The following is a 24,320-nucleotide window of genomic DNA, read 5'->3' as shown; positions in this document are numbered from 1 at the left end:
AGACGGCACCGGAGACCGCCGCCCCCGCGCGCGTGGGCCGGCTACCGCGTCCTGCGTCCCGGCAGGAACGTGAACACCGCGCCGCCCAGCAGGATCGCCGTGCCCGCCACCAGGCCCAGGGCCTTCAGCGCTCCGTGGCCGCTCGCGCCGGTCTCGGCGAGGCCACCGTCGTCACCGGTGGTACCGGAGGTCCCGGACGCCGAACCGCCGGACGCCGAACCGCCGGAGGTCGAGGTGCCGCCCGCCGCGCCGCCGGGCTGCTCCGTGGTGTCCAGGGTGAGCGAGACCTCCGTCTTCACCGGCGTGCAGGTCGTGGTCGTGCCGAGCGCCTTGACCGTCAGCACGCCCGGGGACAGCGTCGAGGAGCCGCTCGCACCGGGCTTGTAGGTACCGGTGAGGTCGGGGATCTCGATCGGGTCGCCTGCCTTGACGGGGCTCGCGTTCGCCGGACCCTCCACGTGCACGGTGCCCTTGTCGGCGCCGCCCAGCGCCACCTCCATGGACGGCTTCACGGAGTCCTTGGGGATCTCGGCGGGGCTGTCCATCACGGACTTCTTGAACTGCACGGTCAGGCCGTAACTCCCGCCGGTCTTCCTCGCGTTGATCTGCACCGGCGAGGTGGCGTTCTTGTCGCCGATCGGGGTCTTGCAGGCGTACGGGATCTGCACCTCCTTGCCGGTGAAGTCGGTCTGGCCGGTGCCGCCGGTCGCGGTGGGGGTCGCCGTGTGCGTCGGGGTCGCCGTACGGGTCGGGGTGGGAGTGGGCGTGGGCGTGGACGTGCCGCCGCCGGCCGTCACCTGGATCGTGGCCGCCTTCTGCACGGTCTCCTTGGGCGTGCACTTGGTGTCGGTCGACATCGCGTTGACGGTGTACGCGTCCGGTGTGAGCGTCACCTCGCCGGCCGTCGTCAGCTTCAGGCTGCCCTTCATGTCGGACAGCACCATGGCCCCGCCCTTGGGGATCGCGGGGTTCTCCCGCGGGCCCCGCAACGCGACGTCGGCGGTCTGCGCGCCGGCCGCCCTCAGCACGCCGGAGGGCTGGACCGAGTTCGCGGGCAGGTCGATGATGTCCGGGTTCTTCGAGGCGGCCTGGACGAACTTCCAGACGATGTCCACGGTGTCGCCGACCTTCGCCGTGGCCGGCGCGGTGATCTCCACCTTGGTGGTGCCGTCGACGGGGTCGATGCCCGCGGGCGGCACGCAGTGGGTGGCGTACGACACCTCGGCCGCCTGCGCGGGTGCCGCGGCCAGGCCCAGCACAACGCCCGCACCGCTCAGCACCAGCGCGGCCCCCGCGGCCGCCAGTCTGCGTCCCCCGGCCGCTGTGCCTCTCCTTCGCATGCTCACGTGGGTCCCTTCGTGGTGGGAGTCGTAGGACTCGTCGGGCTGTCGTCGTGCGGTGCGGAGGACCGGCCGGCCGAGGCGTCCGGAGCGGAGTCCGGGCTGAACCACGGCAGGGTCGGAGTCGTGGTGGCCGGGCCGGCCGCGGGGGCCGGGGGCCCGGCGGTGCGGGAGCGCGGCAGGGGCAGGCGCAGCACGGGCCGGGCCAGGCGCAGCACCGGCCGGGGCAGCCGCAACACCGGCCGGGGCAGCCGCCGGTGGGCCGCCGCGGCGGGCCGGCGGGGCCGGACCCGGTCCACCACCGCCATGCCGGTGCGGAACAGGGCGGACGGGACGACCAGGCAGAGCAGGATCCAGAACAGCGTCACGCCCCACGGGCGGCCCACGCCCCAGGGCTGCTCGGCGAGCACCCGGCCGGCGTGCTTCAGCGTCACGGTGTACTCCCCATGGGCTCCCGCCGACAGTTCGACCGGCAGTTTGATCTGCGCCTTCTTGCCGGGCGCGAGGGTGCCGTGCCACTGCTGCTCGTCCCACTGGGGGGCGAAGACGCCGTGCGCGGTGCCCACCTGGAACACCGGGTTCTCGATCGGGCTCGTGCCGGTGTTGCCGACGGTGAGGACGAGCGTGCGGCTGGGTGGCGCCCCGAACCAGGTCAGCAGACCGCCCGAGCCCGTGAGCCGGGTGTCGGAGAGCACCGCGAGACGGCCGGCGGAGCGCTCGGCGGGCAACGGGGACACGGGATGCCCGGCGACCTTCAGGGCGGCGTCCGCCTCGGCCCGGGCACCGGTGACGGTGGCGACGTGCACCACGCAGGGACAGGGCACGGGCGGTTCGGCGACCGGCAGCGCGCGGCTGAAGGCGCCGCCCGAGTCGGTGGTCACCGCCCGCCCGTCGCCGTTGGCACAGGAGTTGGTGCCGCCGATGACACCGCGGGCCGGGGTGGCCCGCCCGCACACCAGCATCATGAGCAGCGTGCGGGGCCGCCAGCCGGTGCCGCTGACCGTGACGGACCCTCCGGTGCCGGCCTCGGACACCGACAGCTTCACGACCGGCCCGTCGACCGCCCCGGCCGGCCCGGCAAGAACCGCCAACAACACGACGGCCACCGCCAACACACCCCGCCTCACGCCCCCGCTCCCGTCGACTCGACCAGGACCGGCGCGCGGGTGCCCGCGGCGGATGCGGGCGTTGTCCGGCGGGTATGGCGCCGGCGGAGAAAGGTGGCCATGCCCACCGCCGCTCCCCTCGACTCGACCAGGACCGGCGCGCGGGTGGCCGGGGCGGATGCGGGCGTTGTCCGGCGGGTGCGGCGCCGGCGGAGAAAGGTGTCCATGCCCACCGCCGCTCCCCTCGACTCGACCAGGACCGGCGCGCGGGTGGCCGGGGCGGATGCGGGCGTTGTCCGGCGGGTGTGGCGCCGGCGGAGAAGGGTGGCCGTGCCCGCCGCCGCTGCGGTCGCCGCTGCCAGGGCTCCCCATGGCACGTACGCGGCGGAGGTGGCCGCGGTGTCGTGCGCGCCGCCGGCCGCCGTCACCGTCAGCCGTATCCGCACCTCGTCCAGGACCGGCCGGTCGGACCACGGCTCGCTGAGGGTGCGCCGGGCGCCCGGCGGCAGCCGGACCGGCAAGGTGCGCGGGCCGCGGTCCAGGACCCGCCCGAAGAGCCCGTCGGCACGCACCGCGAGCCTCGGCACGAGCACCGTCGTACCGCGGTTGACCAGCTCGTACGTGATCCGGTCGGCGTGCACGGCGAGGTGTTCGACGGTCAGCGCGGCCAGTGCCGGACCGCGCACGCGCAGCCGGACCGGCACGGAGGCGGTACGGCCGTGTGCGTCCCGCGCGACGATCGCACCGGAGCGGTCGCCGGGCGGGGTTCCCCGCGGCACGGTCACCGTGAACGGCACCTCGGCCCGGGTGCGGGCGGGGACGGTGAGGGCGGTGCGGGCGAGGGTGGCCTGCACGCCGGTGCCGTGCAGGCGGACCGCGAGAGGGCTCCGGCCCCGGTTGGTGACGGACACCGTGTCCTGCAGCACCGCCCCGGGTGCGCCCTCGGCGTAGAACGCGGGGCGCCCGCCACCCACGGGCGCGAGAGCCCAGCCGGCGGAGCCCGCGGAGGTCGTGCGGGCCGAGGGCTGTCCGGCGGGGTGGGTGGAGGGGCGGGCGGAAAACTGTCCGGCGAAGCGAACGGCGGGCTGACCAGCGAGGCGGACGCCGGACTGACCAGCAAGGCGGACGCCGGACTGGCCGGCAAGGCGGACGGCGGGCTGTGCGGAGACGTGGGCGGAGACGTGGGCGGAGGGGTGGGCGGCGGGCTGGGTGACCGGGTGTGCGGCGGCCGCGGGGGCGGCGGTCAGCAGCAGGAGCGGCAGGAGCAGGGTGACCGCTGCGAGCGGTGCGAGCGGGAGACGTGGGCTCGGTCCGGGGACGGGTGCGGATGCGGCGGGCGGCATGGGCGGCTCCAGCGGTGGTGGCCGGACGGCGGTTCGGTCAGCGGCGCACGGTCTGGCCGCGCCGGGTCAGCCACAGGACACCCGCCGCACCGGCGAGGAGCACCGTGCCGCCGAGCGTGCCGAGGGCCACGGCGGAGTCCTCGGGGCCGGTCTGCGGAAGCTGCCCGCCGGAGGTGGAACCGCCCGAGGACCCCGAGGACGACGACGAGCCGCCCGAGGACCCCGAGGACGACGAGCCGCCCGACGACGAGGAACCGCCGGTGGACGAACCGCCGGCCGCCGTCACGTCCAGAGTCAGGGACGGCTTGGGGCTGTTGGTCGGCGAGCAGGTCGTCGTCGTACCGAGCGCCTTGATGGTGAGCGTGCCCGGTGTGAAGGTCACCTTGCCGGCCTTCCCCGGCGTGTAGGTGCCGCTCAAGTCGCTGATCTTGATGGGGGTGTTGGCGGGGATCGCGGCGGCGTTCGCGGGACCGCTGACCGCGAGCGTGCCGCTGTCGGCACCGCCCAGCCTGATGGTGGCGCTCGGGCTCATCGCCCCCTTGCCCAGCTCGACCGGGCTGGAGGAGACGCCCTTCTGCCACGACATGGTGATCTTGTAGCCGCTGCCGCTCTTGACGCCCTTGATGTCGATGGGCGAAACGGCGCTCTTGACGCCGATCGGTGTCTGACAGCGGTAGTTGACGTCGACGACCTCTGCGTGGGCCGCCGGCGCGGTCAGCAGCACCGCCGAGCCGGCCAGGGCCGCGGCGGACGCGAGCGCGGCGGTTCGTTTCGGGTACGACACGGTCGGTCCACCCCATTCGTTCACGGCTTCGGTATCGGGGAGTTTCCTGACGGCACATCAGATTCGGCCGTCAAGGTACGCCCGGGGTCGTGAGGAAGGAAGACGCGTCACACGCCGGAGTTGTGTCGATCCGGCGCGTGCGACGGGGGGCCGGAGTGGAGACGGGGGCTCGGGAGGCTCCGCCGGACGGGCCGTACGGGCACGGGGAGACGGAAGGCCGTACCGGCACAGGAGGGACGAGCGGGCCCTGCCGACACAGGAGGGACGAACGGCCCTGCCGGCACAGGAGGGACGAACGGCCCTGCCGACACAGGAGGGACGAACAGCCCTGCCGGCACAGGAAAGACGAACGGCCCTGCGGCGTGGCAAGGCGGACCGTCGCGCGGCGGGGCCCGGCGGGTTACGCCGGTGCGCCCAGTTCCGCCCAGACCGTCTTGCCCGGGGTGCCGGTGGCGCGGACGACGCCCCAGTCCAGGCAGAGCCGCTGCACGATGAACATGCCGTGTCCGCCGGGGCGGCCGGCGCGGTGCGGGGTGCGCGGGGCCGGCTGGCCGGCGCCCCGGTCGGAGACCTCGAGCCGGATCACCTTGTTGTCGCAGGCGAGGATCAGTTCGTCGGGGCCCTCGGCGTGCAGGCAGGCGTTGGTGACCAGTTCGGAGACGACGAGCAGCACGTCCTCGGCCGCCGCCCGCTGGTCGGCGGAGGCGGCGGGCAGCCAGCCCCATGCGTACAGCGCCTGGCGGGTGAAGTCACGGGCCAGCGGGACGACCCCGCTCTCGCCTTCCAGGCGGAGTCTGCGTACCTGCCGGCCCCGGGCCTGCCGGGTTCCCTCGGGCGGGCCGGACGGCACGGACGGCACGGACGGCACGGCTGCCCCCGCGGCTGCGCCGGGAGCCGGCGCACCCCCTCCGGACGCCCCGGAAGCGCCGCTCGGCTCCGGGCCGCGGTCGCCCGGCGAGTAAGGCCGGGTGGTGCTCATCAGCGCTTCACCTCACCGATTCACCAGTTCACGATTCAAAAGGTCGGTCGGACGGTCGGGCCGCCGACGCCGGCCGGCCGCTGTGCCGTCCGGCCGTCGTCCGCCGTCGTCCGTGCGGGGTCCCGTGCCCGCCCGTCCGCCGGGGATGCGTCCCGTCCAGGAGGTCCACCGGTCCCGGGAGGCCGGGCGGCCGGCAGGTCGCCTCCTGCTTCTTCTGCCCTCCTGCCCGACCGATCCGGCGGAACACCCCCGTGTTCGGCGTGACGGATGCAACGTCCGCAACCGAGGGCGGGGGCGCCGGGCGGGGCAGGGCCAGGGCGATGGTCAGTCGGCACCTTCGGCCAGGGCCGCCTCCACGGAGTCGTGGATGGTGAAGACCGCCTCGGCCCCCGTGATCTCGAACACACGGGCCACCACCGGCTGCATTCCGGCCAGATGGACCCCGCCACCGGCGGCCTCCGCCTTGAGCCGGGCCCCGAGCAGGACGTTCAGCCCCGTGGAGTCGCAGAACTCCAGGCGCGAACAGTCCACCACGAGCCGCGAGAAGCCCTTGGCGAGCAGGTCGTCGAGGGGCTCGCGCAGTAGATCGGCGGTGTGGTGGTCCAGCTCACCCGCGGGTGTCACAACGGCGCTGGAGCCCTCTTCCCGCACCTCCACCAGAAGCCGGCCCGACTGTGCGCTGCCGACCGTCCCGTGGTCCATGCCGTCTCTCTCCCGAGGTCGTGGCTGCCTGATGCCCTCGAACATTACGCCTTCCTTGCGCACTCCGACACCCGAACAACCGCACACAAACGGACATAGCGGCACATAACGCACTTGCCACTCCGTCGGTACAGCGGGTAGGGCTAGTAGGACACACATCCCTACACGCCGGCTTCGGAGGCGCCGCACACCGCTGTGCACGTACTGGCTTCGGCAGCCATATGCCGAGAACGATGGAGGACACCCATGTCACCCCGGCTCGACGCATCGCATACCCCGATCGCGACGTCGACACCCCCACCGGAAAAACTGGATCATCCCATCGACGCCCTCGACCTGTTCGAGGGACTCCCGGAGATCCCCCCGTACGACGAGATCGGCCCGGTAGACGCGCGGGCTCTGTCCAAGACCCTCTTCGAGCGCCTGGAGTCGCTGGAGGAAGGGACGCACGAGTACTCGTACGTCCGCAACACCCTCGTCGAGCTGAACCTCGCGCTCGTCAAGTTCGCCGCCTCCCGCTTCCGCTCCCGCAGCGAGCCGATGGAGGACATCATCCAGGTCGGCACGATCGGCCTGATCAAGGCGATCGACCGCTTCGAACTGACCCGCGGCGTCGAGTTCCCCACCTTCGCGATGCCGACGATCATCGGCGAGATCAAGCGCTTCTTCCGTGACACCTCGTGGTCCGTGCGCGTCCCGCGCCGGCTGCAGGAGCTGCGCCTGGACCTCGCGAAGGCCGGGGACGAGCTGGCCCAGAAGCTGGACCGCGCCCCCACGGTCGCGGAACTCGCCGAGCGGCTCGGCATCTCGAAGGACGAGGTCGTCGAGGGCATGGCCGCCTCGAACGCCTACACCGCCTCCTCGCTGGACGCCCAGCCGGAGGAGGACGAGACCGAGGGCGCCCTCGCGGACCGCATCGGGTACGAGGACCACGGGCTCGAGGGCATCGAGTACATCGAGTCGCTCAAGCCCCTGATCGCCGAACTCCCGCCGCGGGACCGGAAGATCCTTTCACTGCGGTTCGTGGCCAACATGACCCAGTCGGAGATCGGCGAGGAACTGGGCATCTCCCAGATGCACGTGTCCCGGCTGCTCTCGCGCACGCTGGTGCGGCTGCGCAAGGGGCTGACCCTGGAGGAGTGACCTCCGCCCGTACTTGCGGTGAGCGGCCCGGCCCATGGCTCGGGCCGCTTCGCCGCATCCGGGGACCTGCCACTCCGACTGGTGGGTACCCGACACCCCAACCGTTATCCTGTTACCGGCGGAAACACCTTTCCCCGGCCCACCCTCTCCTCCACTATGAGCCCCCGTACCGGCTGGTATGCCGACCGGTTGCCGGGGACGGAGGATGTCACATGGCTCAGGGGGACCGGTCCGGGACGGCCGGGGACCATGAGGACGAGCCGGACGCACGGTTGACCGAACTGCTGCGCCTGTCCACGTCGAAGGCGTATCCGGCGCTGCAGGAACTGCGCCGCCGGCACCACCCCGCGGTCCTCGCCTACGCCCGGCTGTGCGCGGCGAGCGAGCCCGTGGCCCGCCGGCTGGCGGCGGAGGCGATCACCGCGGCCGCCCGCGAGACCGCCCGCGGCATCGACCCCGCCGTCCCGCTGCGGCACCGGCTGCTGCTGCTCACCGCGCGGCTGGCGGCCGACTGGTCGCTCGACGGGCGCTCCGCGGGCGTCGACCCGGGCCTGCTGCTGGTGCTGAACGCGGCCGGCCTGCCCGAGGGCCCGACCCCGCCCATGCTCCCCGCGTTCCAGTCGCTGCCGTCCCGCACCCAGGGGCTGCTCTGGTACGGCGTCCTCGACGAGGAACCCGTCGAACGGACCGCCGCCTTCCTCGGCCTGAGCCGCGCGGACGTCGCCTACGGCACCCCGCAGGCCCTGAAGGCACTGGCCCAGGCCTGCCTGGGCAGCCGGCTGGCCGCCTCCGACGACCCGCGCTGCGCCGACTTCCGGCGGCTGATCGAGGAAGCGGTACGGCCGGACGGCCCGCGCTACAGCACCGACCTGGACGCCCACATGACTCGCTGCCCGCACTGCACGGCCGCCTTCGAGGATCTGCGGGCGCTGCGGGACGCGCCGCGGCAGACCCTGGCCGAGGGGCTGCTGCCCTGGCAGGGCACGGCGTACCTGCGCCAGGAGGAGCCGCCCGCCCGGCCCTTCCTGCCGGCGAGCGCGGCGGAGAAGGCCGGCCCGCCGTCCGGGCGCCGGCTGGTGCTGGGCTCGGCGGCCCTGGGCGTGGCCCTCACGCCGCTGCTGGTGTTCCTGCTCCTGCCGGGGCACGGCGACGACCGGCAGCCGGCGGCGGCCACCCCCGCGCCCCCCGCGGTGACGGTGACGGCCACGGTCTCCGTCGCGCCCTCGCACTCCGCCTCGCCGTCCCCGTCACGGACGTCCACGCCCCCCTCGCCCTCGCCCTCGGCGACGTCGCACCGTCCTGCGAGCCCGTCGCCGCGCCCGTCCCGCCGGCCCACCGCGAAGCCCGCTCCCCCGCCGCCCGTCCCCCCGGGCACCTCCTTCGCGCAGGTGGTGAACCTCGCCACGGGCCGCTGCCTGGACATCCGCGACGGCGACCTGTACCAGGGCAACGATGTCGTCACCGCCCCCTGTTCCTCCTCCGCCACCCAGCGCTGGCGCGTCGACACCTACCTCGGCGTGCTGCGCTCGGCGGCCGACGACGACTTCTGCCTGGACAGCCGCGGGTCGGTGGAGCGTGGGGTGGGCATCTGGGAGTGCGACGCGGTGTACAGCCGCAACGGCGAGAACCTCCGTTTCGACGTGGATCCCGACGGCACGATCCGCCCGCACATCGCCATCGAGACGGCGGTGACCCCGGACGGCCGCTACGGGGTGTCCCTGCGGCCGCTGGACGACGATCAGGACCAGCGGTGGCGGGCGGGAGCCGCCTGATCTGACCGGGCGGCCGGCAGCGGGGCGCGCGGTGGCGGGCGCGCAGACGGCGGGCGCGGGGGCGTCCGGGTCCGGGGGCGGCGGGCGCAGGGACGGCGGGCACGGGGGCGTCCGGGTCCGGGGGCGGCGGGCACGGGGGCGTCCGGGTCCGGTCATGGCCGGGCTCGGACGGCGGGAAAGCATTGTCCGGGGCGGTGCCGGACGAGAAGTCTGCTGCCCGTGACCACAACAGAGGCTGCGAAGACCGCACCGTCCCCGCTCGTCCGTTCCTTCGCCCAGCTCGCGAACCTGGACCCCGACCGCCCGGTCGTGACGCTGTTCAGCGGCGGGCTGGACAGCTCGTACCTGCTGCTCCGGCTGCGCCGCATGGGCCTGCGGGAGGTGCACGCCGTGAGCGTGGACATCGGCGAGGACGAGTCGGGCCCCTACAAACGCCAGGTGGCCGAGGCGCTCGGCGCACGGATCCATCTCCTCGACCGCCGCGAGGAGTTCGCCGACCGCTTCGTCGCGCCGGCCATCGCCGCCCAGGCCGAGTACCTGGGCATCCACCCCGTCAGCTCCACGCTCAGCCGCCCGCTCATCGCCGAGTCGGCCGTACGGCTGGCCCGCTCGCTCGGCGCGCAGGCCGTCCTGCACACCGCCAACCGCTCGCAGAACACCCTGCGCCGGCTCAACGGAGCGCTGGCGCTGCTCGATTACGAGGGGGCGTACGGCAGCCCGTACGACCTCGACCCCGTGACCCGCGACGACAAGCTGGCCGCCCTGCGCGCCGCCGGTGTCGACCTGCTCGCCGGACGGATCGTGAGCGGCGACTCCAACCTGTGGTGCCGGGAGTTCGAGTCGGGGATCCTCGACGACCCCGAACGGCACGAGGTGCCCGAGGAGATGTACAGCTGGAGCCGGCCCACCGCCGCGCCCGGTGCGGAGGACCTGCTGACGGTCACCGTCGAGAACGGCCGCCCGGTCGCGCTGGACGGCACCCGGATGCCGCTCACCGAGCTGATCGACCGGCTCAACCGGCGCGTCGGTGCGTACGGACTGGGCCGCTACTCGGGCCTGGAGCACCTGGACCACGGCGAGAAGGTCCTGGAGATCCGCGAGATGCCGGCCGCCTGGCTCCTGCTGCGCACCTACCGGCACATCGAGAGCGCCTGCCTCGACGCCGAACTCGTCCGCGAGAAGCGGCACCTGGAGCAGATCTGGGTGCGCGAGGCGCTGGAGGGCCGGTGGTTCGGCGAACTGCGGCTGGCGGTCCAGTCGTTCGTCGACAACTGCGCGGCGCGGACCAGCGGCACCGTCGCCTGGCGGCTGCGCACGGGTGGCGCCGACACCCGCGCCATCACCGCCGTCCGGCCGCTGTACCTGCGGGACCGGGAGGACTGGGAGGAGCGGGCCATCGCCGCCGAGTCGGCGCCGTTCACACCGTCCACCGTCCCCGCCCTGCTGCCCGCCGCCGCCTGACCCCGACCACCCACGAGACCCACGGAGCCACCCATGACCACCGCACTCGCCCACCCGGCCGCCGTCGACGCCGTCACCGCCCTGTCCGGCCCCGGCGGGCACCTGCTGCCGTCGGCCGCGCTGTCCTCGCTGCTCGGCGTCGGTGCCGCCGACTGGGCACGGTTCGCCGCGCACTGGGACGAGCTGACGCTGGACACCTGCATGGCGGACGGGGGCACGTACCGCTACCGCCGCTACGGCCAGTTCGACCTGGACCCGGCCGCCGGGGAGGCGACCCTGCTGCCGCACGCGCCGTACCGGCAGGAGACCGAGGTCAACCCGCTCAACGGCGGCGTGGAGCGGGTCTTCGAACCGCTGACGGAGTCGTTCGTGAACGACCCGCTGCTGCGCGCGGTGCTCGTCGCGCTCGGCCGGATCTTCAGCGAGGTCGACGGCACCCCGCGGTGGAACGTCAAGCTGCACCCGTACCGCATCCATGCCTCCGCCGACCAGGAGGGCCAGCCGGCTCCCGAGGGCCGGCACCGCGACGGGGTCACCTTCATCACCTCGCTGCTGATCGGCCGCACCAACGTCAGCGGCGGCGAGAGCGGGGTGTACACCGACGCGGGCGGCCACCTGCTGACGACTACGCTGTCCGAGCCCGGTGACCTGCTGCTGGGCGACGACCGCCGCACGCTGCACTCGGTGACCCCGGTGCGCCCGGTGGACCCCGCACTGCCCGCGCACCGTGACGTCCTGGTGATCGCGTACACGGCGGCCTGACCACCGGCCGTCGGCTCGTCCTGCCCGCCTTCCGTCCGTCTCCCCGTGCGTACGGGTCCCTCCGCGCGTACGTCTCCTTCTGCGCGTCCGCTTCCGTACGCCTGCTTCCGTGCACCCCCGAGGAGTGTCCATGACTGTCACCGCGGCCCGCAGCGGCCGGCTGACCGATCTTCCCGTTCTGCTGGTCGCGGTGGTCTGGGGCTCCAGTTACCTGGCCGCCAAGGGCGTCACCACGGAACGGACCGTGCTGGCCGTGCTGGTGCTGCGGTTCGCCGTGGCGCTGCCGGTGCTGATAGCCGCGGGGTGGCGGCGGCTGCGTGCGCTGAGCGCCGTGCAGCTGCGCGGCGCCGGACTGCTGGGGCTGATCCTCGCCGGGATCTTCCTGCTGGAGACGTACGGGGTGGTGCACACCTCGGCGACGAACGCGGGGCTGATCATCAGCCTCACGATGGTGTTCACCCCGCTCGCCGAGAGCAGGGTGCGCGGCACCCGGCTGCCCGGGTCCTTCATGGCGGCGGCCGGACTGTCGGTGCTGGGCGTGGCCCTGCTGACCCAGGGCGCCGGGTTCACCGCCCCGACCGGCGGCGACCTGCTGATGCTCGGCGCCGCCGTGGCCCGTACCGTGCACGTCCTCGCCATGTCCCGCATGGAGTCGGTGCGCGGGGCGGACGCGCTGTCGCTGACCACCGTGCAACTGGGCGGCGCGGTGCTGGTGTTCGCCGTTCTGGTGGCGCTGCCGGGCACCGGCGCCTCGCCCTGGTCGGCCGCGGCCGGCTTCGGCGCCGGGGACTGGCTGGGGCTGGTGTACCTGTCCGCGTTCTGCACGCTGTTCGCGTTCTTCGTGCAGATGTGGGCGGTCCGCCGTACCTCCCCGTCCCGGGTCAGCCTGCTGCTCGGCACCGAGCCGGTGTGGGCCGCGGCCGTCGGCATCGCCGTGGGCGGCGACCGCCCGGGGGTGCTCGGGCTGCTCGGCGCGGTCCTGGTGCTCGCGGGCACGGCGTGGGGACGGACGGTGGCGGACCGGGGCCGGGACACGGACCGGGACCGGCACGCGGACCGGGACCGGCACACGGCTCCGGCCGAGGGCACCGCCGGCTCCGGGGACACCGGCGGAAACGGTCCTGCTCCGGCCGGGGGCGCGGACGGTGAGGCCTCCGGTCCGGTTGAGGGCACCGCTGTCGCCGATGTGGCCGCTCCCGCAGGGGACCCGGTGCCGGAACGCGCGGGGGCCGAAGGGGCCTGAGCGCGGGCAGGCGTGGCGTCAGCCGTCGAGCCAGCCGAGCCGCTGGGCGCAGGCGCCGGCCTGGAAGCGGCTGGCGGCGCCGAGGCGCTCGGTCAGCTCGGAGACGAGACGGCGGACCGTGCGCTCGGAGACCCCCAGCTTGCGGGCCATGGCCTCGTCGGTGAGCCCGCCCGCGAGCATCCGCAGCAGTTCCAGATGGCGTCCTTCGGGGCGCCATTCCCCGTCCGGCCCGGCCACCGCGTCGGTCAGCACGTTCGCCGCCGCCCAGCAGTGCTCGAAGATCTCCCGGAACACCCCGACCAGCGTCTCGCCCCGCAGGATCACCGCCGTGATCTCGCCGATCGCCGACGGCGGCGCCGGCACCAGCGCGGTCGAGCTGTCCACCACGATCATCCGCAGCGGCAGCGTGTGCGCGGTGCGCACCTGCGCCCCGGCCGCGCTCAGCCGGCGCAGGTACGACGCCATGTGCGGGACGGCCGCCGCCGAGCCGAGATGGATGGTGCGCATCCGCACCCCGCGCCCGATCACCGCGAGGTCCCGGTCCAGGCCCGCCTCGACCATCACGGCAGGCAGCGCGCGCCCGGGGTGCAGCGACAGCACCTCGTCCTCCACGCGCCGCGAGACGTCCTCCAGTGCCGCTGACACGTTCGCGGCGCCGGTCACCACCTCCATCCGCACCGGCAGCAACTCCCGTGCGTGCACCGGCTGGAAGTCCGTGAGGATCCGGGTCAGCGCGGACCGCGTGCGCTGTACGGAACTGAGCAGCGCGGACGTGTGCTGCTCCTCCTCCAGCAGGAGGTTGCGCAGCGCGGTGTCCGGCGACAGTGCCGTCCAGCCGTTCCCGCTGTCCGGGGCGGGCACGAACAGCCTTAGCCGGGTGAGGAGTTGGAGCGCGTCGGCGAACTCCCCGTCGCTCCAGCCGTGTTCGCCGAGCACGCTCGCCGGGTGCCAGGCCGCGTCCTCGAGCGCGATGCGGTACAGCTCCTGGGCACGCTCTTTCACGTCCATCGGGCCTCCTCATGTCGTCCCCCCGGCGCGACCGCCAGTCGCACCCGACGCCGTCCGGATCTTAGGAACGCCCAGCTCAGCTGGCCAGGCAAGGTCCGGCATGCGGACGCGGCGGGTGCTGTGGCGAGCCGTCCGGGCCTGGCCATGGCCGGTCCCGGAACCACCGCAGCGGTAGCCGTGGGTGAACGCACCGGCACATGCTGACGACCTGCCACGCACCCCTTCCGCACCTTTCCCGGAGGTTCACCATGCCGCTCCACCCCGCCTTCCCGACCGGGCCCGCCTTCTCCCCCGAGCCCGCCTTCCCGGCCACCGCCGTCTTCTCCGCCGAGCCCGCCTTCCCGGCCGGCAGCGCCTTCTCCGCCGAGTCCGCCTTCTCCGTCGCGTCCGTCTCGGCCGGTGCTTCGGTCGCTCACGCCGAGCCCGCCGGGCCCGTGCGGCGTCCGGCCCGGCGGTTCGCGTCCGCCGTCGCGCTCACCGCGCTGCTGGCGGCCGGTGCGGCCGTGCCGGCCGTCGCCGCCGCCGCGCCGGCGGGCGGGGACACGGCCGTGGCCGCCGGCTCCGACTCCCTCATCTGGGGCTGACCGCCGTGCCGGTACCGGCCGTCGCCGTCGTCGCCCCGCTCACGGGACCGGGTACGGCGGCGGGCACGGTCCTGCTCGCCGAGGTGAACCGGATCCGCACCGGTACGCCGTGGGCGGCCGACTGGCAGGTCTTCCACGAGGCCCGCGGTGTCGCGCGGTCCGTGGTGGCCGGAGACTTCGCTGCGGTCGTCGGGCATACCGACCCGGTGGTCACCGAGGGGGCGTTGGAGGTCTACCGGCAGGCCGGTCTCACCTGTCTGCTGCCACTGCTGCCGGGCCGCCCGCCCGCCGTGAGCTGGGCACCCGACGACACCGGCCTGGCCCGTGCGCTGGCCGAGAGCGCGCTCGCGCTCGGCGCCGCCGCGCTGACGGTGGTGTACGACGACGCCCACGGCGGTGCCGCCGGGCTCACCGGAGTGGCCGGGCGGGGCTGGTCCGAAGTGGCCGGGCGGGGCTGGTCCGGAGTGACCGGGCGGGGCTGGTCCGCTGGGCTGGTCGGGGAGGTCGTGGAGGAGGCCCGGGCGGCGGGGCTGGCGGCGTGTACGCGGGCGGTGGGTGCGGGCGGGTGGCCCTCCGTGCCGTCGCCGGCACGGCCCGGTGTGCTCGCCCTGCTCGCGCCGCAGCACCGGCTGCCGGCGCTGCTGGGCGTCCTGGGCCGGGCGGGCGGCGCCGACACGGGTTCCTGGCAGGCCGTACTGGTCGTGGCGGACTGCGGACTGCCCTCGTTCGACGCGCTGGCGGAGGCGGCGGGGCTGCCGGTGTGGGCCGTCCATCCGGAGCTGTGCCTGGTCCGCCGTACCCGGTCGGCCGTGACCTCGCTGACCGCCGCCCTGGCCGAGGATCCCGCGTTGCGGGGCGCACGGCTCGCCGCGCGCGTCACGTCCCGCTCGGGGCTGCTGCTCGGCGGGGGCGGCGGGGTGCTCGGCGAGGGACGGCGGGTGTCCCGGCTGGACGCGGTGTGCCCGGTCCGGGCCGCGGCCCGGGAGGACACGCCGGACAGCGCGCCCGCCCACGCCCTCTGACGAGACCGGACAGGCGCCCGCCCAAGCCGTCTGACGAGACCGGACTGCACGCCTGACCACGCCCCCTGACGAGGCCTGACAGCGCGCCCCGCCCACGCCCTCTGACGAGACCGGACAGGCGCCCGACCACGCCCCCTGACGAGACCGGACTGCACGCCTGACCACGCCCCCTGACGAGGCCGGACAGCGCGCCCGCCCACGCCTTCTGACGAGGCTTCGGACGGCCCGTGCGTGACCTCAGACGACCCGTACGCCCCTGCGCCACACTCCGCTGACCAGCGGCACGCCGGGCCGGTAGGCCAGGTGGACGTGGCTCGGGGCGTCCAGGAGCGTCAGGTCCGCGTAGCTGCCCGGGGTGAGACGGCCGATGTCGGTGCGGCGCAGGGCGGCGGCGCCGCCGGCCGTGGCCGACCAGACCGCCTCGTCGGGGGTCATCCGCATGTCCCGGACGGCGAGCGCGATGCAGAACGGCACGGACGAGGTGAACGACGAGCCCGGGTTGCAGTCCGTGGAGAGGGCGACCGTGACGCCCGCGTCCAGCAGCCGGCGGGCGTCCGGCCACTCCGCCCGGGTGGAGAACTCGGCACCGGGGAGCAGGGTGGCGACCGTGTTGCCGCCGGCCAGGGCGTCCACGTCCGCGTCCGTGAGGTGGGTGCAGTGGTCGGCGCTGGCCGCGTCCAGCTCGACGGCCAGCTGGACGCCGGGGCCGTAGGAGAGCTGGTTGGCGTGGACGCGCGGGTGCAGGCCCTTCGCCTTGCCCGCCGTGAGGATCGCGCGGGCCTGGTCGCCGTCGAAGGCGCCCTTCTCGCAGAAGACGTCGATCCAGCGGGCGTGCGGCGCACAGGCGTCCAGCATCTCGCCGGTGACCAGGGCGACATAGGCCGCCGGGTCGTCGGCGTGGTCCGGCGGGACGATGTGCGCACCGAGGTAGGTCACCTCGTCGGTGTGCTGTGCCGCGATGCGCAGGGCGCGGGACTCGTCCCCGACGGTGAGGCCGTAGCCCGACTTGGTCTCGAAGGTGGTCGTGCCCTGGCGGAGCGCCTCGGCGAGGTAACGGGTGAGGTTCGCCTCCAGTTCCGCGTCGCTCGCGGCCCGGGTCGCCGCGACCGTGGTGCGGATGCCGCCGGCGGTGTAGGAGCGGCCGGACATGCGGGCGTTGAACTCCTGCGTCCGGTCGCCCGCGAACACCAGGTGGGAGTGGGAGTCCACGAAGCCCGGCAGCACCGCCCGGCCGCCCGCGTCGACCCGGTTGTCAGTGGCGGGTGCTTTGCTGGATTCACCGGTCCACGCGATGCGGTCGCCGTCGACGACGACGGCCGCGTCCTGGATCAGACCGAGGGGGGAGCCGTCACCCAGGGAGGGGTCGTTGGTGACCAGTGCGGCGATGTTGGTGATGAGTGTGCTGCTGCTCATGGTGTCGTCCTCGTGGGGGTCGGCGTTCGTCAGCCGCGCAGGGCTTCTACTGCGGCGGCCAGCGCCTGCGGCACATCGGGTACGAGCGTGTGCACGCCGTCGCGTACGACGTGCCGGCCGCCCACGACCGTGTGCCGTACGTCCGCCGCGCTCGCCGCGAATACGGCTGTCTCGGCGCCCAGCCTGGGCAGTGTCCCTGCCGTCCTGACCGAGTCCAGGGCGACGGTGGTCAGATCGGCGAGCGCACCGGACTCGATGGTTCCGGCCTCGTCCCAGCCGAGGGCGGCGTGGCCGTCGGCGCCGGCGGCCCGCAGCAGTGCGGCGGCCGTCCAGTGACCGCGGGTGCGGGTGCGCAGCCGTTCGTTCAGCTCCATGGCGCGGGCCTCTTCGAGCAGGTCGATGACGGCGTGGCTGTCGGAGCCGAGGGACAGCGGGGAGCCCGCCCGCTGCAGGGCGACGGCCGGGCCGATGCCGTCGGCCAGGTCGCGTTCGGTGGTGGGGCACATGCAGGTGCCGGTGCCCGAGTCGCCGAGCAGGGCGATGTCCTCGTCGGTGAGGTGGGTGCTGTGCACGCCGGTGCTGCGCGGTCCGAGGACACCGTGGTCGGCGAGCAGCCGGGTGGGCGTGCAGCCGTGCGCGGCGAGGCAGGCCTCGTTCTCGGCGGTCTGCTCGGACAGGTGCACGTGAAGGGGGGCCCGGCGTTCCTCGGCCCACCCCGCCACGGTGGCCAGTTGCCCGGCAGGCACGGCCCGTACGGAGTGGATGGCCGCCCCGATCCGTGCGTGATCCCGTTCCTTGAGAACTGCACAGCGTTCGGCCCAGGCCTCCGCGCTGCCGTCGGAGAACCGAAGCTGGTGGGCGTTGGGCGGCTCGCCGAAGCCGGAGGAGAGGTAGCAGGTGTCGAGGAGGGTGATCCGGATGCCGGCCTCGGCCGCGGCGGCGATCAGCGCCTCGCCCATGGCGTTGGGGTCGGCGTAGCGGGTGCCGCCGGGGGCGTGGTGCACGTAGTGGAACTCGCCGACGCAGGTGACGCCGGCGAGCGCCATCTCGGCGTACACCGCGCGGGCCAGGGCGTGGTAGGTCTCCGGGGTCAGGTGGTCGGCGACGGAGTACATCACCTCGCGCCAGGTCCAGAAGGTGCCGCTGCCGACCTGGACGGTGCCGCGCAGTGCGCGGTGGAAGGCGTGGGAGTGGGCGTTGGCCAGGCCCGGCAGGGTGAGGCCGCGCAGCACCTCGGCACCGGGCGGCGGAGTGGGTACGTCGGTGCGGACGGCGGTGATCCGGCCGTCCTCCGTGGTGACGGCCACGCCCGGCTCGACGGTCGGGTCGAGCCAGGCGTACTCCAGCCAGTAGGTCCGTGTGGTCACCTGCAGGCCAGCCCTTCCAGTACGTCGGCGAGTGCGTGCACACCGGCCACGCAGTCGTCCTCGGCCGCGAACTCGGCCGGGGAGTGCGAGACACCGGTGGGGTTGCGTACGAACAGCATGGCGGTCGGGATGCTCCCGGACAGGATCCCGGCGTCGTGTCCGGCACCGGTGCCGAGGACGGGCACCGTCAGGCCGGTGTCCCGGCCCAGGATGCGGCCGAGTTCGTCGCGCAGCGCGTGGTCGAACTCGACGACCGGGGTGAAGGACTCCCGGACGACGTCGAGGTCGACGCCGTGGGCGTCCGCGTACTCCCGTGCCGCCTTCTCGATGCCGCCGACGACCGTGTCCAGGGTGTCCTGGTCGGCCGCGCGGGAGTCGAGCCAGCCGCGCACCAGCGAGGGGATCGCGTTGACGCCGTTCGGCTCGACGGAGATCTTGCCGAAGGTGGCGACCGCACCGGCGAGTTCGGCCTCGCGGCGGGCGGCGAGTACGGTCTCGGCGTACGACAGCATCGGGTCGCGCCGGTCCACCAGCCGGGTGGTGCCGGCGTGGTTGGCCTCGCCCCGGAAGTCGAACCGCCACCGCCCGTGCGGCCAGATGGCGCTGGCGATGCCGACCCGGTCGCCGGACAGGTCCAGCGCGCGGCCCTGTTCGACGTGCAGCTCCACGAAGGCTCCGATGCGGGCCAGCCGCTCGGGGTCGGGGCCGATGGCGTCGGGGTCGTACCCGGCGGCCTCCATGGCCCGGGGCAGGCTGATCCCGTCGCCGTCGGTGAGCCGGTGGGCCTGCTCGACGGTCAGCTGCCCCGCGGTGAGCCGGGAGCCGACGCAGGCGAGCCCGAAGCGGGCGCCCTCCTCGTCGCCGAAGTTGACGATGGCGAGGGGCTTGTCCGGCTGTACGCCCCTGCTGCGCAGTTCGTCCAGCGCGGCGAAGGACGACACGACGCCGAGGGGGCCGTCGAAGGCGCCGCCGTCCGGCACGGAGTCCAGGTGCGAGCCGGTGACGACGGCGTCGCCGGCGGCCGGGTCGCCGAGCCAGGCCCACTGGTTGCCGTTGCGGTCGACCTCGTGGGCGAGCCCGCGCGCCTCGGCCTGCTCCCGGAACCAGGCCCGGCAGTCGGCGTCGGCGCCGGTCCAGGCGTAACGGCGGTAGCCGCCGGAGGCGGAGCTGCGGCCGATCGGCAGCAGCTCCGCCCACATGCTGTGGAAGGTCACGCCTGGTCACCCTCGCGCATGGGCACCCGGACCCCGCGTTCCTGCGCGACGGACTCGGCGATGTCGTAGCCGGCGTCCACGTGCCGGATGACGCCCATGCCGGGGTCGTTGGTGAGGACGCGCCGGATCTTCTCGCCGCCCAGCTTGGTGCCGTCGGCCACGGTCACCTGGCCGGCGTGGATGGAACGGCCCATGCCGACGCCGCCGCCGTGGTGGAGGGAGACCCACGACGCGCCGGAGGCCACGTTGACCATGGCGTTCAGCAGCGGCCAGTCGGCGATCGCGTCGGAGCCGTCCAGCATGGCCTCGGTCTCGCGGTACGGGGAGGCGACGGAGCCGCAGTCGAGGTGGTCACGGCCGATGGCCAGCGGAGCCGCCAGCTCGCCGGAGGCCACCATGTCGTTGAAGCGCTCGCCGGCCTTGTCGCGCTCGCCGTATCCGAGCCAGCAGATGCGGGCGGGCAGGCCCTGGAAGTGGACGCGCTCGCCGGCCATCTTGATCCAGCGGGCGAGGGACTCGTTCTCCGGGAACAGCTCCAGGATCGCCTTGTCGGTCTTGGCGATGTCGGCCGGGTCGCCGGACAGGGCCGCCCAGCGGAAGGGGCCCTTGCCCTCGCAGAAGAGGGGGCGGATGTAGGCCGGGACGAAGCCGGGGAAGGCGAACGCGCGGTCGTAGCCGGCCAGCTGGGCCTCGCCGCGGATGGAGTTGCCGTAGTCGAAGACCTCGGCGCCGGCGTCCATGAAGCCGACCATGGCCTCGACGTGCCTGGCCATGGACTCGCGGGCGCGGGTGGTGAAGCCGGCCGGGTCCTTGGCGGCCGCGTCGGCCATGTCCTCGAAGGCGACGCCGACGGGCAGGTACGCCAGCGGGTCGTGCGCGGAGGTCTGGTCGGTGACGATGTCGATGGGCGCGTTCATCGCCAGCAGCTGCGGGACCAGCTCGGCGGCGTTGCCGAGGACGCCGATGGACAGCGGCTTGCGCTGGTCGCGGGCCTCGGTGGCGAGCTGGAGCGCGTGGTCGAGCGAGTCGGCCTTCACATCCAGGTAGCGGTGCTCGATGCGGCGCTCGATGGCGCGCGGGTCGCAGTCGATGCAGATGGCGACGCCGTCGTTCATGGTGACGGCGAGCGGCTGGGCGCCGCCCATGCCGCCGAGGCCGGCCGTCAGGGTGATCGTCCCGGCGAGGGTGCCGTTGAACTTCTTCGCGGCGACGGCGGCGAAGGTCTCGTAGGTGCCCTGGAGGATGCCCTGGGTGCCGATGTAGATCCAGGAGCCGGCGGTCATCTGACCGTACATGGTCAGGCCGAGGGCCTCCAGGCGGCGGAACTCCTCCCAGTTGGCCCAGTCGCCGACCAGGTTGGAGTTGGCGATGAGGACGCGCGGGGCCCATTCGTGGGTCTGCATCACGCCGACCGGGCGGCCGGACTGGACCAGCATGGTCTCGTCCTGCTTGAGGGTGCGCAGGGTGCGGACCATGGCGTCGAAGGAGCGCCAGTCACGGGCCGCCTTGCCGGTGCCGCCGTAGACGACGAGCTTGTCCGGGTGCTCGGCGACCTCGGGGTCGAGGTTGTTCTGGAGCATCCGCAGGGCGGCTTCCTGCTGCCATCCCAGGGTGCTCAGTTCCGTGCCGCGCGGTGCTCGTACGGGGCGGGGTCCCGACATCGTCTGCCTCCTCCTGTGCCTACGTCTATTCACATCCTGTCTTCCTGAATAGAACTAGTCAATACATCGGGAGACCCACGTCGGCGCGCGACGGGTGTTTGGCTGGAAGGACCGGGAGCCGAGACAGGACGGGGACGCCGTGGACCACGACATCGACAGCGGGGCACAGGCCCGCGCCGCCCGGCGCGACCTGGCGGTGCGGGCAGCGGTCGAGCAGGGCCTGCTGGGGCCGGACGCGGCCGTGCTGGGCCTGCTGGACGTCACCGGCATCCGGGAGTCGGCCGCGGCCCTCCGGGCGGCGTTCGAGGCGGTGCTGCCCGCCGGCACACCGGTGCTGCACGCCTTCGCCGTGAAGGCGACCCCACTGGTGCCGGTGCTGCGGCTGCTGCACGAGGCGGGCATCGGCGCGGAGGTGGCCAGCCCCGGGGAGCTGGCACTGGCCCGGGCGGCGGGTGTGCCGGCCGGCCGGACGGTGCTGGACGCCCCGGCGAAGACCCCGGCCGAGCTGCGCGAGGCGCTGGACCTGGGCATCGCCCTGAACGCCGACAACCCGCAGGAGCTGGAGCGCCTGGACGCCCTGGTCGGCTCCACGGCCCCCCGGTCCCCGCTGGGCCTCCGGGTGAACCCGCAGATCGGCGGCGGCACCATCGGGGCGACCTCGACGGCCACGGCGACCTCGAAGTTCGGGGTGGCGCTGCGGGACGAGGGGGCGCGCGCCTGGGTGGTACGGGCGTACGCGGAGCGGCCGTGGCTGACCCGGCTGCACGCCCACACCGGTTCGCAGGGCATCCCGCTGTCCCTGCTGGTCCAGGGCGTGGCGGAGGCGTACGGACTGGCGGAGGAGATCAACGAACGGGCCGGGCGGCGCCAGGTCGACACCGTGGACATCGGCGGGGGGCTGCCGGTGAACTTCGCGTCCGAGGAGACGACACCGTCGTACGCGCAGTACGCGCGGCTACTGGCGGCCGAGGTACCGGGGCTGTTCGACGGGCGGTACGGGCTGGTGACCGAGTTCGGGCGGTCGCTGCTGGCCAAGCACGGGACGGTGGTGGCCCGGGTGGAGTACGCCAAGAGCGCGGGCGGGCGGCGGATCGCGGTGACGCACGCGGGCGTGCAGGTGGCGACCCGGACGGTGTACGCGCCGGGGGCGTGGCCGCTGCGGATCGCGGCGTACGACGCCGAGGGGCGGCCCAAGCCGGGGCCGGACGTGGTGCAGGACGTGGCCGGCCCGGCCTGTTTCTCGGGCGACCTGCTGGCCGAGGGCCGTGCGCTGCCGCTGCTGGAGCAGGGCGACTACGCGGCGGCGCTGGACACGGGCGCGTACTACTTCGCCCACCACTACGCCTACAACTCCCTGGTCCGGCCCGGCATCTACGGCTTCGCGCCGGACGCCGGCGGCGGCACGGCCTTCGCGACCGTGCGCCGGCCGCAGACGGTCGCCGAGGTCGTGGCGGAATCCGGAGGGGCGCAGGCCTCGGCGCTCACCACCCTGCGCGCACCCGGGAGCCGTTGACACACCCCCGCAGACTCTCGAACAAATGGATCAACGGGCGTGCGGGACACGTCAGTTGACCCACACTAGTACGCCGGACGCACGTTCCACCGGAAAATGCCAAAGGCCTCACCTCCCGCGCACACGATGCGTAGTGTCGGCGTCACTCAACCGGAGTCCCAGGCGCGGGAGGGGAGCCACGGTGCCCGGAATAGACGAGTGCCTACTCGAAGCGATGCGGCTGCCCGGTGCCCGGGGAGCCGCGCTGGTGGACTGGACGAGCGGACTGGCCCTCGGCACGGTCGGCGATGCGCCGGGCGGCGACCACGAGACGACCGCCGCCGAGGCCGCCGAACTGGCCCGGATGGCCGCCGAGCACGGCACCTTCGCGGCCCGCGGGGACGAACTGCCGCCGGTGGAGGATCTGATCGTCAGCAACGGCGACAGCTACCACCTGCTGCGCTTCGTGGACACGTCCTTCGACAGCAGCGTGTTCCTGCACCTGTGGCTCGGCCGCGAGGAGGGCAACCTCGCGCTCGCCCGGATCCGGCTCGGTGAGATGGCCGCCAGGCTGGTGCTGGGATGACCGTGGTCGACACGCCTCCGCCGGCCCTGCCCGTGCGGGACAAGCGGGCCACCCGCGCCCTGTCCCCGATGCTGACCCGCCTCGCCGAGGAGCGGGCCACCGGGGTCCTGATACGCGAGCACGGCACCCTGCACCTCGCCGAGGGCCGGGTGGTGCACGCCGAGAGCCCCCTCGCCCCCGGCCTCGACGTGCTCCTCACGGCCCACGGCACGCTCGCGGGCGCCGCCTGGCGGCGGGCCGCGGTCCGGACCCCGGGCCCGCTGCACGCCGCCGAACTCCTGCTGCACTCCGGGGTGCTGCCCACCGGAGCGCTGGAACTGTGCCACCTGGACGCGCTGTACGACGCCGGGTACTTCGCGCTGGCGCCGAGCAGCACCCCGGGCCGGTTCCGGTACGACAACACGCCCCGGCTCGGTCCGCTCCCCTCCGTCCCGGTGGTCGCACTGGAACGCGAGACGCTGCGCCGCAGACTCCTGCTGCACCGGCTCTGGTCCGACCCGGCCGCCGACAGCACCCCGCTGATCCGTGCGGACCCCGCCGGACCGGCCGGCGCGGCGCCGGTCACGCCCCGGCAGCGGGCCGTCCTGGACCGCGTGGACGGCGTCCGCACGGCCACCGACATCGCCCGGGACCTGGGCCGGCAGGCGTTCCACACGCTGGTCGACATCCGCCGGCTCGCCGCGGCCGGGCACGTCATGCCGGTGCCCCCGGCCCCGGCCCCGCCACCCCCGGCCCACCAGGTCACCACCGACCCCGACATCGCGCTGCTGAAGAGGCTCAGGGATGCGCTGGAGGCGCTTTGAACGGCACCGCCCCGCCGAGAGGAGAGAACTGATGGTGCCCGAACAGGACCTGGAGGCCGTCCTGGACGAGCTGCGCCGGCTGCGCACCCGCGTGCCACAGCTCACCGGCGCCCTCGCGGCCGGCGTCGACGGTCTCGTCGTCGCCCACGACACCCCCGGTGTCGATCCGGAGGGCCTCGCCGCCCTCACCGCCGCCGAACTCGGCGTGGCCGTGCGGGTCACGGACGCCACCGGGCACGGTGGCTTCCGGGAGCTGCTGGTGCGCGGCGAGCGCGGCTACATCGCCACCTACGCGGCAGGCCGCACCGCCGTGCTGACCCTGCTCGCGCAGGACCGGGTCAACGTCGGCCGGCTGCACCTGGAGGGCCGCCGGGCCGGCGCCCGCATCGGGGAGCTGCTGGACGCCGCCGAGGCCGCCGCCCGGGCCGTCCGGCCCGCCCCACGCCCCCTGGGCTCCGTCAGTACGGCGCCCCCCGTCCGACCCCGCACGCCCCGCACGACGAGTGCCGAAGCGCGCACCGTAACCGACAGCTGA

General features: G+C 74.2%; 21 protein-coding genes and 1 pseudogene. 11 read left to right on the top strand and 11 right to left on the bottom strand.

Annotation, left to right across the window (positions count from 1 at the left end; translation table 11 throughout):
• Window positions 1-41: 41 nt before the first annotated feature.
• From JK359_RS09360 to JK359_RS09335, 6 genes are all read right to left on the bottom strand, one after another.
• On the bottom strand, window positions 42-1,340 hold the full coding sequence (locus JK359_RS09360; protein WP_201833844.1) for a hypothetical protein: 1,299 nt from the start codon (window positions 1,338-1,340) through the stop codon (window positions 42-44).
• A 2-nt stretch (window positions 1,341-1,342) separates the two neighbouring features.
• Entirely contained in the window at window positions 1,343-2,455 is a 1,113-nt protein-coding gene (locus JK359_RS09355) for a hypothetical protein (protein WP_372445376.1), read from the bottom strand.
• Window positions 2,456-2,463: 8 nt separating this feature from the next.
• On the bottom strand, window positions 2,464-3,789 hold the full coding sequence (locus JK359_RS40345; protein WP_201833840.1) for a COG1470 family protein: 1,326 nt from the start codon (window positions 3,787-3,789) through the stop codon (window positions 2,464-2,466).
• A gap of 37 nt (window positions 3,790-3,826) precedes the next feature.
• Complete coding sequence (locus tag JK359_RS09345) at window positions 3,827-4,573, bottom strand: LPXTG cell wall anchor domain-containing protein (RefSeq protein ID WP_201833838.1); 747 nt, start codon at window positions 4,571-4,573, stop codon at window positions 3,827-3,829.
• Between the two features lie 400 nt (window positions 4,574-4,973).
• Window positions 4,974-5,552: an ATP-binding protein gene (locus JK359_RS09340; protein WP_201833836.1), complete on the bottom strand. Its 579-nt coding sequence runs from the start codon at window positions 5,550-5,552 to the stop codon at window positions 4,974-4,976.
• A gap of 324 nt (window positions 5,553-5,876) precedes the next feature.
• A complete protein-coding gene (locus JK359_RS09335; protein WP_201833834.1) occupies window positions 5,877-6,254 on the bottom strand; it encodes an STAS domain-containing protein in 378 nt (125 codons plus the stop codon).
• A 246-nt stretch (window positions 6,255-6,500) separates the two neighbouring features.
• Between JK359_RS09335 and JK359_RS09330 the strand changes: the two genes are divergently transcribed.
• From JK359_RS09330 to JK359_RS09310, 5 genes and pseudogenes are all read left to right on the top strand, one after another.
• Window positions 6,501-7,397: an RNA polymerase sigma factor SigF gene (locus JK359_RS09330; protein ID WP_201833832.1), complete on the top strand. Its 897-nt coding sequence runs from the start codon at window positions 6,501-6,503 to the stop codon at window positions 7,395-7,397.
• A gap of 212 nt (window positions 7,398-7,609) precedes the next feature.
• A complete protein-coding gene (locus tag JK359_RS09325; RefSeq protein ID WP_201833831.1) occupies window positions 7,610-9,169 on the top strand; it encodes an RICIN domain-containing protein in 1,560 nt (519 codons plus the stop codon).
• Between the two features lie 219 nt (window positions 9,170-9,388).
• Window positions 9,389-10,630 (top strand): argininosuccinate synthase-related protein, encoded by a 1,242-nt coding sequence (locus tag JK359_RS09320; protein ID WP_201833829.1) that lies wholly within the window; start codon window positions 9,389-9,391, stop codon window positions 10,628-10,630.
• A gap of 33 nt (window positions 10,631-10,663) precedes the next feature.
• Complete coding sequence (locus tag JK359_RS09315; RefSeq protein ID WP_201833827.1) at window positions 10,664-11,392, top strand: 2OG-Fe dioxygenase family protein; 729 nt, start codon at window positions 10,664-10,666, stop codon at window positions 11,390-11,392.
• Window positions 11,393-11,522: 130 nt separating this feature from the next.
• A pseudogene (locus JK359_RS09310) lies at window positions 11,523-12,410 on the top strand (DMT family transporter); the annotation flags it as partial.
• Window positions 12,411-12,653: 243 nt separating this feature from the next.
• On the opposite strand, the gene JK359_RS09305 reads toward JK359_RS09310, so the two are convergent.
• A complete protein-coding gene (locus JK359_RS09305) occupies window positions 12,654-13,643 on the bottom strand; it encodes a helix-turn-helix transcriptional regulator (protein WP_201833825.1) in 990 nt (329 codons plus the stop codon).
• Between the two features lie 248 nt (window positions 13,644-13,891).
• On the opposite strand from JK359_RS09305, the gene JK359_RS09300 reads away from it, so the two are divergent.
• Window positions 13,892-14,227, top strand: coding sequence for a hypothetical protein (locus tag JK359_RS09300; protein WP_201833823.1), 336 nt, complete (start codon window positions 13,892-13,894; stop codon window positions 14,225-14,227).
• A gap of 5 nt (window positions 14,228-14,232) precedes the next feature.
• Complete coding sequence (locus JK359_RS09295; protein ID WP_201833821.1) at window positions 14,233-15,249, top strand: hypothetical protein; 1,017 nt, start codon at window positions 14,233-14,235, stop codon at window positions 15,247-15,249.
• Between the two features lie 237 nt (window positions 15,250-15,486).
• On the opposite strand, the gene hutI is transcribed toward JK359_RS09295, so the two are convergent.
• The 4 genes from hutI to hutU are packed head-to-tail and all read right to left on the bottom strand — an operon-like array spanning window position 15,487 to window position 20,904.
• Window positions 15,487-16,662: an imidazolonepropionase gene (gene hutI, locus JK359_RS09290; RefSeq protein ID WP_201833819.1), complete on the bottom strand. Its 1,176-nt coding sequence runs from the start codon at window positions 16,660-16,662 to the stop codon at window positions 15,487-15,489.
• 29 nt (window positions 16,663-16,691) lie between these two features.
• Window positions 16,692-18,029 (bottom strand): formimidoylglutamate deiminase, encoded by a 1,338-nt coding sequence (locus JK359_RS09285; protein WP_201833818.1) that lies wholly within the window; start codon window positions 18,027-18,029, stop codon window positions 16,692-16,694.
• Complete coding sequence (locus JK359_RS09280; RefSeq protein ID WP_201833816.1) at window positions 18,026-19,243, bottom strand: allantoate amidohydrolase; 1,218 nt, start codon at window positions 19,241-19,243, stop codon at window positions 18,026-18,028. The genes JK359_RS09285 and JK359_RS09280 overlap by 4 nt, the downstream gene beginning before the upstream one ends.
• On the bottom strand, window positions 19,240-20,904 hold the full coding sequence (hutU, locus tag JK359_RS09275; protein WP_201833814.1) for a urocanate hydratase: 1,665 nt from the start codon (window positions 20,902-20,904) through the stop codon (window positions 19,240-19,242). Before hutU ends, JK359_RS09280 begins: the two co-directional genes overlap by 4 nt.
• Before the next feature lie 139 nt (window positions 20,905-21,043).
• Between hutU and JK359_RS09270 the strand changes: the two genes are divergently transcribed.
• From JK359_RS09270 to JK359_RS09255, 4 genes are all read left to right on the top strand, one after another.
• A complete protein-coding gene (locus tag JK359_RS09270) occupies window positions 21,044-22,417 on the top strand; it encodes a type III PLP-dependent enzyme domain-containing protein (protein WP_201833812.1) in 1,374 nt (457 codons plus the stop codon).
• Window positions 22,418-22,598: 181 nt separating this feature from the next.
• Window positions 22,599-22,982: a hypothetical protein gene (locus JK359_RS09265; RefSeq protein WP_201833810.1), complete on the top strand. Its 384-nt coding sequence runs from the start codon at window positions 22,599-22,601 to the stop codon at window positions 22,980-22,982.
• On the top strand, window positions 22,979-23,785 hold the full coding sequence (locus JK359_RS09260) for a transcriptional regulator (RefSeq protein ID WP_201833808.1): 807 nt from the start codon (window positions 22,979-22,981) through the stop codon (window positions 23,783-23,785). Before JK359_RS09265 ends, JK359_RS09260 begins: the two co-directional genes overlap by 4 nt.
• A 31-nt stretch (window positions 23,786-23,816) precedes the next feature.
• On the top strand, window positions 23,817-24,320 hold the full coding sequence (locus JK359_RS09255; protein ID WP_201833806.1) for a roadblock/LC7 domain-containing protein: 504 nt from the start codon (window positions 23,817-23,819) through the stop codon (window positions 24,318-24,320).

The sequence above is a fragment of the Streptomyces actinomycinicus genome (assembly GCF_016741775.1).
GTDB classification, from domain to species: Bacteria; Actinomycetota; Actinomycetes; order Streptomycetales; family Streptomycetaceae; genus Streptomyces; species Streptomyces actinomycinicus.
This window is presented reverse-complemented; position numbering and strand designations above follow the sequence as displayed.

What these genes read in the sequence shown, in the direction of transcription:
- hutU (WP_201833814.1), bottom strand. Translation starts at nt 20,904, where the DNA reads ATGTCGGGACCCCGCCCCGTACGAGCACCGCGCGGCACGGAACTGAGC.
- JK359_RS09305 (WP_201833825.1), bottom strand. Translation starts at nt 13,643, where the DNA reads ATGGACGTGAAAGAGCGTGCCCAGGAGCTGTACCGCATCGCGCTCGAG.
- JK359_RS09330 (WP_201833832.1), top strand. Translation starts at nt 6,501, where the DNA reads ATGTCACCCCGGCTCGACGCATCGCATACCCCGATCGCGACGTCGACA.
- JK359_RS40345 (WP_201833840.1), bottom strand. Translation starts at nt 3,789, where the DNA reads ATGCCGCCCGCCGCATCCGCACCCGTCCCCGGACCGAGCCCACGTCTC.
- JK359_RS09340 (WP_201833836.1), bottom strand. Translation starts at nt 5,552, where the DNA reads ATGAGCACCACCCGGCCTTACTCGCCGGGCGACCGCGGCCCGGAGCCG.
- JK359_RS09300 (WP_201833823.1), top strand. Translation starts at nt 13,892, where the DNA reads ATGCCGCTCCACCCCGCCTTCCCGACCGGGCCCGCCTTCTCCCCCGAG.
- JK359_RS09255 (WP_201833806.1), top strand. Translation starts at nt 23,817, where the DNA reads ATGGTGCCCGAACAGGACCTGGAGGCCGTCCTGGACGAGCTGCGCCGG.
- JK359_RS09325 (WP_201833831.1), top strand. Translation starts at nt 7,610, where the DNA reads ATGGCTCAGGGGGACCGGTCCGGGACGGCCGGGGACCATGAGGACGAG.
- JK359_RS09260 (WP_201833808.1), top strand. Translation starts at nt 22,979, where the DNA reads ATGACCGTGGTCGACACGCCTCCGCCGGCCCTGCCCGTGCGGGACAAG.
- JK359_RS09335 (WP_201833834.1), bottom strand. Translation starts at nt 6,254, where the DNA reads ATGGACCACGGGACGGTCGGCAGCGCACAGTCGGGCCGGCTTCTGGTG.
- JK359_RS09315 (WP_201833827.1), top strand. Translation starts at nt 10,664, where the DNA reads ATGACCACCGCACTCGCCCACCCGGCCGCCGTCGACGCCGTCACCGCC.
- hutI (WP_201833819.1), bottom strand. Translation starts at nt 16,662, where the DNA reads ATGAGCAGCAGCACACTCATCACCAACATCGCCGCACTGGTCACCAAC.
- JK359_RS09360 (WP_201833844.1), bottom strand. Translation starts at nt 1,340, where the DNA reads ATGCGAAGGAGAGGCACAGCGGCCGGGGGACGCAGACTGGCGGCCGCG.